Source organism: Bogoriella caseilytica (genome assembly GCF_003752405.1).
GTDB lineage: Bacteria > Actinomycetota > Actinomycetes > Actinomycetales > Actinomycetaceae > Allobogoriella > Allobogoriella caseilytica.
On the sequence record NZ_RKHK01000001.1, the window covers coordinates 182,724 to 194,422 of the forward strand.

Annotated in this window: 11 protein-coding genes; 1 reads left to right on the top strand and 10 read right to left on the bottom strand. The window is 67.9% G+C overall.

Going from position 1 to position 11,699, the window contains the following annotated elements:
* Positions 1–8: 8 nt before the first annotated feature.
* The 3 genes from EDD31_RS00815 to EDD31_RS00825 all read right to left on the bottom strand — a co-directional run bounded on the left by EDD31_RS00815 (position 9) and on the right by EDD31_RS00825 (position 2,071).
* The gene (locus EDD31_RS00815; protein ID WP_123302492.1) at positions 9–662 is read right to left on the bottom strand and encodes a hypothetical protein; all 654 of its coding nucleotides are present in this window, start codon (positions 660–662) and stop codon (positions 9–11) included.
* Between the two features lie 75 nt (positions 663–737).
* Positions 738–1,736, bottom strand: coding sequence for an SRPBCC family protein (locus EDD31_RS00820; protein WP_123302493.1), 999 nt, complete (start codon positions 1,734–1,736; stop codon positions 738–740).
* Positions 1,733–2,071, bottom strand: a complete 339-nt coding sequence (locus tag EDD31_RS00825; protein ID WP_123302494.1) for an ArsR/SmtB family transcription factor — start codon at positions 2,069–2,071, stop codon at positions 1,733–1,735. Before EDD31_RS00825 ends, EDD31_RS00820 begins: the two co-directional genes overlap by 4 nt.
* 190 nt (positions 2,072–2,261) lie before the next feature.
* Between EDD31_RS00825 and EDD31_RS00830 the strand changes: the two genes are divergently transcribed.
* On the top strand, positions 2,262–3,260 hold the full coding sequence (locus EDD31_RS00830) for an IS481 family transposase (RefSeq protein ID WP_123302495.1): 999 nt from the start codon (positions 2,262–2,264) through the stop codon (positions 3,258–3,260).
* On the opposite strand, the gene mgtE is transcribed toward EDD31_RS00830, so the two are convergent.
* From mgtE to EDD31_RS00865, 7 genes are all read right to left on the bottom strand, one after another.
* A complete protein-coding gene (mgtE, locus tag EDD31_RS00835) occupies positions 3,257–4,612 on the bottom strand; it encodes a magnesium transporter (protein ID WP_123302496.1) in 1,356 nt (451 codons plus the stop codon). The two genes, EDD31_RS00830 and mgtE, sit on opposite strands and share 4 nt — an antisense overlap.
* A gap of 60 nt (positions 4,613–4,672) precedes the next feature.
* Positions 4,673–8,224: a DNA polymerase III subunit alpha gene (gene dnaE / locus EDD31_RS00840; protein ID WP_123302497.1), complete on the bottom strand. Its 3,552-nt coding sequence runs from the start codon at positions 8,222–8,224 to the stop codon at positions 4,673–4,675.
* Positions 8,225–8,264: 40 nt separating this feature from the next.
* A complete protein-coding gene (locus tag EDD31_RS00845; protein WP_123304926.1) occupies positions 8,265–9,194 on the bottom strand; it encodes an RluA family pseudouridine synthase in 930 nt (309 codons plus the stop codon).
* Complete coding sequence (lspA, locus tag EDD31_RS00850; RefSeq protein WP_123302498.1) at positions 9,187–9,924, bottom strand: signal peptidase II; 738 nt, start codon at positions 9,922–9,924, stop codon at positions 9,187–9,189. The genes EDD31_RS00845 and lspA overlap by 8 nt, the downstream gene beginning before the upstream one ends.
* 21 nt (positions 9,925–9,945) lie before the next feature.
* Entirely contained in the window at positions 9,946–10,587 is a 642-nt protein-coding gene (locus EDD31_RS00855; RefSeq protein ID WP_123304929.1) for a DivIVA domain-containing protein, read from the bottom strand.
* 199 nt (positions 10,588–10,786) lie between these two features.
* Positions 10,787–11,101, bottom strand: coding sequence for a YggT family protein (locus EDD31_RS00860; protein WP_245990710.1), 315 nt, complete (start codon positions 11,099–11,101; stop codon positions 10,787–10,789).
* Positions 11,102–11,113: 12 nt separating this feature from the next.
* Complete coding sequence (locus EDD31_RS00865; RefSeq protein ID WP_123302499.1) at positions 11,114–11,611, bottom strand: cell division protein SepF; 498 nt, start codon at positions 11,609–11,611, stop codon at positions 11,114–11,116.
* Positions 11,612–11,699 lie beyond the last annotated feature (88 nt).

The window sequence follows — 11,699 nt, forward strand, 5'->3', positions numbered from 1 at the left end:
CGGCAGAGCTAGCCCGGGCTCTCGCTGAGCGCTGCGGCTCCGGGATCCTCGTGCGCCTCGGCGAATCCTGAGATGGCGAAGGCGAGGATCGGCTCGTCCAGGCCGGCGAGCACGTGCTCGCGCTCGCCCAGGTAGGACTCCGCGCCGTTCCACTCACTCTTGACGACGACGCCGTCCGCCGCCCAGTGCGAGCTCGTGCGCCGGCCACCGGCCACGACATCGAATCGGCGGCACTCCCGTCTCCCGCCCGGCACATCGACCGTCTCGGTCCCGGCAGCCGCGATCGCTGCGGTCGCGGCTCCGGCGAGGGGATCGGAGTCGGCGAGCACCAGGAACTCCTCGCGGGCGGGTTCCTGGGCCTCCCGGGTCACCACGTCGAGTAACAGCAGATATTCGCCGTAGCTCGGCAGCGTCGTCTCCCCGAGCTCTGCCGCGTCCCGGTCGACGGCGGACGAGACCCCACCGGGCTCCTGCCGGTACTCCGCACGCTCCCAGCTCTGGCCGTCATCCTCGAATCGGATCACCGACTCGGCCCGGAACAGCTCGCCGTCGCCGATCGGGAAGACGATCCGCGTGGTCAGCTCCGGATGGTCATAGCGCCGCCCCAGCACTCCGCGCTGCGGCGCGCCGGCACCCAGATAGAAGGACTCCCAGCGTTCCATGAGTACTCCCCTGCTCCCGGTCCATCTCAGCGGTCAGGCGAGCCTAGCGACATCGTCAAGAACTCCCGTCGGTGCTCATCGACCCACCATCTGCTCGTAGATCGGCTTCAGCTCCAGGTACGCGTCGCTCCAGTCACGGCCGGACCGGCTCTCGATTTGCTCAAGGAAGCTCTGCCAACCCGCGCCGTACTGCACCAGGTCCGCCGACCCGAGGCCTGCATGCTCGAGGACGAGGAGCACGCCATCCTCACTGGAGCTCAGGGTGACTCGCAGAAGCGACTCGGCGGAGTCGGCGTCGTCGGTCGCTGCCCAGGTGACCTCGAGCAGGCGCAACGGCTCGCATCGCTGGACTACGCCTTCAGCATACTCGGCGCCATCGTCCCAGAAGGTGCGCCATCGCGCCCCCACTCCCGTACCGTCGACCGTCACCGGCGCGAACCAGCGAGCGATCCGCTCCGGCTCGGTGACCACGCTCCAGGCATCGGGCAGATCGGCTTCGAGCCGCCGCTCGAAGCGCAGGCTCCCCCGGCTTCCGCCCACCTGGACCGCAGCCAGTCCGGGCGGCAGCTGACGCTGGTACTCGGGCACGGCACGCGTCCAACGCTGCTGCCAGTCCTCGGCGAGCTCACGCCCGTCCACGTGGGCCTCGAGCTGATCGAGATAGGCCTGCCATCCCGCGGCCAGCCCCCGGGCGTGCGGCGCCGCCAGTCCGCTGTGCACCAGATGCAGAACCGTCACCGCGTCTCGCGGTTCCAGCGTGGCCTCGACGCGACTCGGCCCAGCGCCGGGCACCTCCCAGGTGACGACCAGGCGGGAGTACTCCTCGCACTCCAGAATCTTTCCGGTCACCACATCGTCCTCGGCGTCACCGAAGACGATGCGGTAATCGGCGCCGTCGAACTCCACCGGCGCCATCCAGCGTGCGAGCCGCTCCGGCACGGTCAGCAAGGACCAGGCCTCCGCCGGTCCGGAGGTCAGGTGGCGCTCGAACTCCACCCGCGCCTGCCCGTCGAGCAAGGGGACGATGCGACCGGCGCCGCTCGGCGCACCGTGGCCAGAATCTGCAGGACTCATGAGTTTCCCTTCCGACGGGCAGCATTGCCGCGGGCAATCTCGGTCTCGAGCGCGTCGAGACGCTGGTTCCAGAAGGCGGAGACCTGCTCCACCCAGGTGGTGATGTCCTCCATGGCCTCGGGGCGCAGGGAGTATTGCCGGCGGGCGCCGTCCACATCACTGAGAACGACGCCGGCCTCGCGCAGCACGCGCAGGTGCCGGGACGTGGCCGGCTGACTGATTCCGAAATCCTCGGCGGCCACGCGCGCCAGCGCACCGGCTGGTCGCGGCCCAGCGGCCAGTTCCTCCACCAGGCGCCGCCTCACGGGATCACCGAGGGCATCAAGTGCGTGCATGTCAGAACTATTTCATGGCCAGTTATATAACGCAAGAGTGATACTAGATTGCTGGCCGCCACTCTCCGAGCACTAGATGTGATGTTCAGGGAGGTTGTTCGGGCTGGGGCGGCGTGGCCTGCTGAGAGGTGAAGGCCTCCGGTTGTGAAGTGGAGATGTCGAGTAACCGCTTCACAACCAGGAGGCCTTCGTGTCCCACGCTAACGCTGCTTTGACCCCTCGTGCCCGGGCGCGCCTGGCGCGTCTGATCGTTGACGATGGCTGGAGCCCCACGACGGCAGCGCGGATGTTCATGGTCTCGCCCAACACTGCGAGGAAGTGGGCTGAGCGCTACCGCGCCGAAGGGGTGGCCGGGATGGCTGACCGGTCCTCGCGCCCGCGTCAGTGCCCTTCAAAGACCCCGCAGAAGGTGGTGCGCCGGATCGTCTCGCTGCGGCTGCGTCACCGCCTGGGACCGGTCCAGATCGCTGGGCGTCTGGGCGTGCCGGCCAGCACCGTTCACGCTGTGCTGGTGCGCTGCCGGCTGAACCGGCTCTCCCGAATCGACCGGGTCACCGGGGAAGCGATCCGCCGCTACGAACACGACCACCCCGGCTCGTTGATCCACGTCGATGTCACCAAGTTCGGCAACATCCCCGACGGCGGCGGACACCGCTACCTCGGGCGTGAACAGGGAGGGAAGAACCGCCGATCCACCGCTCAGCGCACCGGGCAGCGAACCCTCCACCGCTCACCACGCCTGGGCCGGGGCTACGTGCACACGGTCATCGATGACCACTCCCGGATCGCCTACGCCGAGATCCACGCCGATGAGAAGGCCACCACCGCCACAGCCGTGCTGCGCCGGGCAGTGGCCTGGTTCGCCGAGCGCGGGATCGCCGTCGAGCGGGTCCTTTCCGACAACGGCTCTGCCTACCGCTCGCGGCTGTGGGCTCACGCCTGCGCCGAGCTTGGCATCAAGGCCAAGAGAATCCGGCCATATCGGCCCCAGACCAACGGAAAAATCGAACGCTTCCACCGCACTCTGGCCGAGGAATGGGCCTACGCCCGCTTCTACACCTCAGAGACCCAGCGCCGCGACGCCCTGCCGCAGTGGTTGCACTTCTACAATCACCACCGTCCCCACTCCTCAACCGGAGGACGACCACCAGTCACCCGACTGACCAACCTCCCTGAACATCACAACTAGATGCCGAGGACCACCTTGGCCACGGAGAAGTAGATGATCAAGCCGAGGGTGTCCACGATGGTCGCGATGAAGGGCGCCGAGACGATCGCCGGGTCCACCCCCACCTTCCGGGCGGTCAATGGCACCGCTGATCCCGCCGTGGTCGCGAGGGTACAGACGGCGACCACGGTGATCGCCAGGACGACAGCGATCGGGGCGCCGGCCACCAGCATCGCGGGCAGGAAGCCCACGGTGGCCAGGGTGGCGCCGAGCATGGCGCCGACCAGCACCTCGCGGCCGACCACGCGCAAGATGTCGCCCGGGGTGACGTGCTCGACCGCCATCGCCCGTACGACCGTGGTGGCGGCCTGAGCACCGGCGTTACCGCCGGTGCCGATGAGCAAGGGGATGAACAGCGCCAGTGCGACGACCGTGTCGAGTTCCTCCTCGAAGAAGGACTGCACGCCCACCGTCAGCGATGCGGCAACAATGAGTACAAGGAGCCACACCACACGTGCCTTGACCAGGCCGAACAGCGAGGTCGACAGGTAGGGCCTGCGCAGTGGCTCGGTACCACCGGATCGGGCGGCGTCCTCGTCTTCTTCGTCCTCGAGGATCTCCATGGCGTCGTCGACGGTGAGTACGCCCACCAGGCGCGACTCGTGGTCGACGATCGGGATCGCGATGAACCCGCCCTCACGCACCTGCCGGGCGGCATCCTCCTGGTCGTCCGTGGCCTCGGCCCACACCGGCTCGGACATGATCTCCCCCAGCGGCGTCGCGGGGTCGGAGAGCAGCAGGCGGCGCAGCGAGACCACGCCGACCACCCGGCGACCCTCGGCGAGGACCGGCACGGAGTAGATCGTCTCGGCCGCATCGCCGTAGGCGCGCAACCGCTCGATCGCGCGTCCTGCCGTCATGTCCACCGGCAGCCAGGCCACCTCGGGGGTCATCCGCCGCCCGGCGGAGTTCTCCGGATAGCCGAGCAGGGTGGTGGTCATCGAGCGTTCACTGGGGCTCAAGCCGGAGAGGAGTTTCGCGACCAGTCCGGCGGGCAGCTCGTCGAAGAGCCGCGCCCGGTCGTCGGGATCGAGGCCGGCGACAAGATCCGCGATGGTCTCCTCACGCAGCTCATCGATCAGTTCGGACTGCAGCGCGGGATCGAGGTTCTCGAAGACCTCGAGCGCCTCGCCCTTGGGGAGCAGGCGGAAGGCGATGGCGCGCTCGTCATTCGGCATTCGCTCGATGACGTTGGTGGCCTCAGCGGGATCGAGAGCGGCGAGCCGCGCACGCAGCGCGCGCAACTCCGCAGCGTCCGCCCGTGGGTGGTGCTGCTCGGGGGGAGGATGCTGCCCTGGGGTACTTGCGACCATCACTCGCCCCTTCCTGCTCGGTACCGGCTCCTCACCCTAGTTCAGGAGCGAGCACTTTCCTCAGCTGGCGATGGTCAGGCAGCTGGGCCCGAGCAGGGCCTTGAGATCGCCGTACAGCGCCGGGGTGGGATCGACGCGGAGCTGATCGGCCAGGGACAGCACGATCGCCTTCCCGGGCCTGGTCAGGTGCACCCGCACCTCCGACTGGCCAGGGTGGTTGCTCAGGATTCCCCGGAGCTGCTCCACCACGGGTGTGGTGCAGCGGTTCTCCGGCAGCGTCACGCTCACCGGCCCGGAGTCCGCCGCGGACACATCCGGCAACGTCATCTCCTGGGCATAGATCGTCGGCACCTCATCGCGCCGGTTCACCCGGCCCCGCACCGTGATGATGGTGTCCTCCGCCAGCATGGTCGAGACCGTGGCGTAGGTCTGCGGGAAGAACAGCGCCTCAACCGACCCGGTGAGGTCCTCCACCACCGCAATGGCCCAGGGATTGCCATTCTTGGTCATCTTGCGCTGCAGGGAGGTGATCAGGCCGGCGATCTGCACGTTGGCGCCGTCGGGGACCGTCTCCCCGTCGAGCAAGGTGGCTACCTGTGTGTCGGCCACCCGCCCGAGCACGTGCTCCATCCCGGCCAGCGGGTGATCGGAGACATACAGGCCGAGCATCTGGCGCTCGAAAGCCAGTTTCTGTTTCTTGTCCCACTCCGGCAGATCGGGGATCTCCACGGTGAAGCCGTTGCCCATCCCGCCGTCCTCGTCACCCAGCCCGGCGAAGAGATCGAACTGCCCGACCGCCTCGTTGCGCTTGACGTCCACGACCGCGTCGACCGCCTCCTCGTGGCGGGCCACCAGTGCCCGGCGTACGTGACCGAGGGAGTCGAAGGCACCGGCCTTGATGAGCGACTCGATGGTGCGCTTGTTGCAGACCACGGCCGGGACCTTGTCGAGGAAGTCGGTGAAGGAGGTGAACTTCCCCTTCTCCTGGCGGGCCTCCACGATCGCCTTGACCACGTTGGCCCCCACGTTGCGGATGGCGGCCAGGCCGAAGCGGATGTCGGGGCCCACGGGCGTGAAGTCCGCAGCGGAGGTGTTGACGTCCGGGGGCAGGACGGTGATGTTCATGTGCCGGCACTCCCCCAGGTAGAGCGCCATGCGGTCCTTGTTCGCCTGGCTGGAGGTGAGCAGGCCGGCCATGTACTCGGTGGGGAAGTTGGCCTTGAGATAGGCCGTCCAGTAGGAGATCAGGCCGTAGGCCGCCGAGTGGGCCTTGTTGAAGGCGTAGTCCGAGAAGGGCAGCAGGATGTCCCATAGGGTCTTGACCGCGCCCGCGGAGTAGCCGCGCTCGAGCATGCCGGCCTCGAAGCCGACGAACTGCTTGTCCAGCTCGGCCTTCTTCTTCTTGCCCATCGCGCGGCGCAGCAGGTCGGCCTGACCGAGGGTGAAGCCGGCCACCTTCTGTGCGATGGCCATCACCTGCTCCTGGTAGATGATCAGGCCGTAGGTGGTGCCGAGGATCTCCTCGAGCGGCTCGGCCAGCTCGGGGTGGATCGGGGTGATCTCCTGGCGGCCGATCTTGCGCAGGGCGTAGTTGGTGTGCGAGTCCGCGCCCATGGGACCGGGGCGGTAGAGCGCGATGAGCGCCGAGATGTCCTCGAAGTTGTCCGGCTTCATCAGCCGCATGAGCGATCGCATGCCACCGCCGTCGAGCTGGAAGACGCCGAGGCTGTCCCCCCGGCCGAGCAGCTCGTAGGCCTTGCGGTCCTCCAGGCCGAGTGTTTCCAGGTCCGGCGGGGTCTTGCCGTTGCGCTCGATGTTGCGCAGCGCGTCGTCGATCACCGTGAGGTTCCGCAGACCGAGGAAGTCCATCTTCAGCAGTCCGAGCCCCTCGGCGGTGGGGTAGTCGAACTGGGTGATGATGGCGCCGTCCTGGGGGCGGCGCATGAGCGGGATGATGTCGATCAGCGGGTCGGAGGACATGATCACCGCGCAGGCGTGCACCCCCCACTGGCGTTTCAGGCCCTCCAGACCCTGGGCGAGCTCCACGACCTTCTGCACATCCGGATCACTCTGGTGCAGCTGGCGGAACTCCTCGGCCTCGGCATAGCGCTTGTCCGTGGTGTCGAAGATTCCCTTGACGGTGATGTCCTTGCCCATCACGGTCGGCGGCATGGCCTTGGACAGCTTCTCGCCCATGGCAAAGGGATAGCCGAGCACCCGGGAGGAGTCCTTGAGTGCCTGCTTGGCCTTGATCGTGCCGTAGGTGACCACCTGGGCCACCCGGTCGTCGCCGTACTTGGCGGTGACGTAGTCGATCACCTCGCCGCGGCGGCGCTCGTCGAAGTCGACGTCGAAGTCCGGCATCGAGACACGGTCGGGGTTGAGGAACCGCTCGAAGATCAAGCCGTGCTCCAGCGGGTTCAGGTCGGTGATGCGCAGGGCATAGGCCACCATCGAACCAGGGCCGGAACCACGCCCGGGCCCGACGCGGATACCGCGCTCCTTGGCCCACTTGATGAAGTCCGCCACCACCAGGAAGTACCCCGGGAAGCCCATCTGGGTGATGACGCCGACCTCGTACTGGGCCTGGCGGCGCGCATCGTCGGGAACCTCGCCGGAGAAACGGTACTGCAGTCCGCGTTCCACCTCTTTGACGAACCAGGAGTTCTCGTCCTCACCGGCGGGCACGTCGAAGCGAGGCATGTAGTTCGCGCCCTCGGCCGCGGTGCGGAAGGAGACCTCACACTGCTCGGCGACCAGCAGGGTGTTGTCGCAGGCCTCGGGGAAGTCGGCGAAGACCTGCCGCATCTCGGCGGCCGAACGCACGTAGTAGGTGTCGCCGGTGAAGGAGAAGCGGTCGGGATCGGCCAGCGTGGACCCGGAGTTGATGCACAGCAGCGCATCGTGAGTGTGGTTGTCGCCGGCGCGGACGTAGTGCGAGTCGTTCGTGGCCAACAGCGGAGCGCCGATGTGCTGGGAGAGCTTGACCAGCTCGGGCAGTACCCGCTTCTCCAGGTCGAGCCCGTGGTTCATCAGCTCGACGTAGTAGTTCTCCTTGCCGAAGATGTCCTGGAACTCCGCGGCTGCCCGGACCGCCTCATCCCACTGGCCGAGCCGCAGACGGGTCTGGACCTCACCCGAGGGGCAGCCGGTGGTGGCGATCAGGCCCGTGCCGTAGGTCTGCAGCAGCTCGCGGTCCATGCGCGGGGCCTTGCCCATCTGGCCCTCCAGGGAGGCCAGGGAGCCCAGCCGGAAGAGGTTGTGCATCCCTTCGGTGGACTGGGCGAGCATGGTCATGTGCGTGTACGAACCACGCGCGGAGACGTCGTCGGAACGCTGGTGGTCCTCGCCCCACGTCACCCGCGTGCGATCGTGCCGGGAGGTTCCCGGAGTCAGGTAGGCCTCGATGCCGATGATCGGCTTGATCCCGTACTTCGTGCCCGTGGCCCAGAAGTCGTAGGCGCCAAACATGTAGCCGTGATCGGTCATCGCGATGGACTTCTGGCCGAGCCGCTGGACCTCCTCGAAGAGCGGGTCTAGCTTGGCCGCTCCGTCGAGCATCGAGTACTCGGTGTGAACGTGCAGATGCGCGAAGTCCTCCGAGCCAGCCATGGCCCGAGTCTAGTGGCCCGGCGAGCCTCGCAGGGGCGGGCTAGCTCACGGCGCGCATGCGCTCCAGGGCCGCAGAGAGATCCTCGGGATACTCGCTGCTCACCTCGAGCCACTCCCCCGTGCGGGGGTGCGGCAGGCCCAGGCGCAGGGCATGCAGCCACTGCCGGGTCAGGCCCAGACGCGCACCCAGGGTCGGATCCGCGCCGTAGGTGGTGTCACCCACACAGGGGTGACGCACCGCCGCCATATGCACCCGGATCTGATGGGTGCGCCCGGTCTCGAGATGAATCTCGAGGAGCGAGGCGCCCGGCATTGCCTCCAGGGTCTCGTAGTGCGTGATCGATTCCTTGCCGCCGGCGATCACGGCCATCTTGTACGAGTGCTGCGGGTGCCGGCCGATCGGCGCATCGACCGTGCCCTCGGAGGGATCCGGATGCCCCTGGACGAGCGCGTGGTAGATCTTCTCCGGGGTGCGCTCCTTGAAGGCCCGCTTGAGCGCCGTGTAGGCCAGGTCGGACTTGGCCACGGCCATCAGACCGGAGGTTCCCACGTCCAGGCGGTGGACCACGCCCTGTCGTTCGGCCGGCCCGGAGGTGGAAAGCCGATAACCGGAGGCCGCCAGTGCTCCGATCACTGTGGGGCCGTCCCAGCCGGGTGACGGGTGCGCGGCCACGCCCACCGGCTTGTCGACCACGAGGAGGTCGTCATCCTCGTAGACCACTGCCATGCCAGGAACAGGCTGGGGCGGAAGCTGGGACGGCGTGGGCGCCTCGGGCAGGGTGACCTCGAGCCAGCCGCCGGCGGTCAGCCGATCGGACTTGTCCAGCGCTCGCCCGTCGAGCAGCACCGAACCCGCGGCGGCGAGTTCTGCAGCCCGGGTGCGGGTCAGGCCCAGGAGGCGGGAGATCGCGACGTCGGCCCGTTCTCCTGCCAGCCCATCGGGCACCGGTAGTGCGCGCTGCTCAGGCACCGGATCGCTCATCGGGAGAGGCGCCGGTGTCCTCGTCCGACTCGACCTCGGCGGCGCTCTCCGTGCTCTCTCCCGGCCCGGCGCTATGGGGCCCGGTGTCCTCACCGGCCGGCTCCTCGCTCACCTGGCCTGCAGCGGTGTCCGGCTCCCGCTTCTCGGCGTCGGCGTGGCGCGTGCCGTCGATCTCCCGGCCGGCCAGGGCGAGGATGACGATCAGCCCGGCCGCCACCACGATGGCGATGTCGGCGACGTTGCCGATGAACCATCCGTTGTAGTTGATGAAGTCCACGACGTGCCCGCGGCCGATCCCGGGCTCGCGTGCGAGACGGTCGTAGAGGTTGCCCAGGCAGCCACCGAGCAGCAAGCCGAGGGCCACCGCCCAGGTGAGCGAGCCCAGCTTGCGTGCAAAGCGCACGACCGCCAGGGCCACCGCGATCGCCACGATGGTCAGCACCCAGGTCAAGCCATCGGCCAGGCCGAAGGCGGCGCCGGAGTTGTAGACCAGCTGGAGGCCCAGATAGTCATCCCACAACGAGACGAAGACGCCGTCGTCCAGCCGCGCTTCCGCCAGGTACTTGGTGGCCTGATCGCTCCCGAGCACCACGACCGTCAGGACGGCCACCAGACCGATCAGCCGGCGCCGACGTCGCGGGTGAGCAGCAGGAGCCGTCGTGCGGCGCTGCTGGCGGAGTTCGCTCCGCGACGGCAGCGCCGCCTGCTCGTCACTCATGGCGAGAAATACGTGCGGTGATCAGATGCCGTCCGAGTTCGAGACTCCCGAACCAGACTCCACGTTGTGCAGCAGGGACTCGAGGTAGCTCTTCAGGCGCGTGCGGTAGTCCCGCTCGAAGGTCCGCAGCTCGTCGATCTTCCGCTCCAGCATGGAGCGCTCCTGGTCGAGCTGCTTGATGGTGCGCTCGTGCTTGTCCTCGGCCTCACGGACGATGCGCTCACCCTCGGACTGCGCCTCGGCCACCAGGCGCTCGGCCTCGGCCTTGCCGTCCTCGATGTACTTGTCGTGCAGCTGCTCCGCCATGGCGAGCATGCCGACGGCGCTCTGCGGGCCGGCAGCACCCGGTGCGTCGCTGGCCTCGGTGACGGGGGCCTGGACCGGCTCCGGTTCCGGCTCCGGTTCCGGGGTGGGCTCGACTGCCGCCGCGGGCTCAGCCGGCAGAGCCGCAGGCACAGCAGCGCCTCCGGCCTCGAGTTCGGCGATCCGGTCCTCGGCCGCGGTGAGCTTGGCCTGGAGTTCTTCCTTCTCACCGGTCACCGTGCGAAGGGTGTTCACGACCTCGTCGAGGAATTCGTCGACCTCGTCCTGGTCATAGCCCTCGCGGAACTTCGTCGCCTGGAACTCTTTACGCAGGACGTCGTCCGCCGTGAGCAGCGCCATCTCGTCACCTCTGAGTCGTTCGGTCATATCTGTGGCCCGTTCCGATGCGCCGTTGCTGGGCGAACGTCACGGCTTGCCGGTTCTCGACCGGCACTGTGCTGACAGTAACTGGCCGGGGCGTGCGAGGCGAAACCAGACTCGCGGGAATAGTGTGACTCATGCTTCGCCATCGTGCGGCGAAACCGGGAGCCCAACCCGGTTACAGCAGCGAGGCGAGGAAACCAAAGACGATCGGGAGCACGATCGCGCGGGTGAGGGAGATGCCGAGGACCAGGACCAGGAAGCTCAGGTCCAACTGCATTCCCCCCAGGGGAAGCGGCTTGATCCAGCGCCGCAGGAAGCGCAGCGGCGGATCGGTGAGCGAGTAGATCACGTTGGCGATGACCAGCAGCAGGCCACTGGGGCGCCATTCGCGGGCGAAGACCTGAATCCAGTCCAGCGCCAGCCGCCCGAAGAGCAGGAGCATGTAGAGCAGCAGGGCCAGCTGGACAGTCTGGTAGACGAAGGAGAGCACCTAGCGAGGGTATTAGTCCTGGGCGAAGACGGGGGACGCCAGGTCACGCTCGTGCCCGCCGCCGACCTCGACCGAGGCCGGGGAGAGCAGGAAGACCCGGTTGGTCACACGCTCCATCGTCCCGCGCAGACCCAGCACGAGGCCGGCGCTGAAGTCGACCATGCGCTTGGCATCCGGTTCAGCCATGCCGGTGAGGTTGACGATCACCGGGGTGCCCGAACGGAAGGATTCGCCGATCACGCGCGCCTCGTTGTAACCCGAGGGGTGCACGGTGACGATGCGTCGCAGATCCTCAGCGGGAGCGTTCTCCGCCTGGAAGGCCGCAGCACTGGAGATCGGCGTCACCGGAGCGCGGTGCTCCTGTGCCTCGCGCCGGTGGTGACCGTCGCCGAGCTCACTGCGACGTTCCTCACCACGGTGCTCGGCGCCAGCGGTGGCCTCGTCCTCATAGTCGTCATGGGGCTCGGCGAGTGAGAGGTACTCCATCATCTTGCGCATCGTGCTGGCCATCGCTGCTCCTCGTCGTCACTGACCCCTGGGGAAGGATGGGGCAGGGGGTCTGCTGCTGTGATGACGCTATGCCAGCCACCGCCGCGCT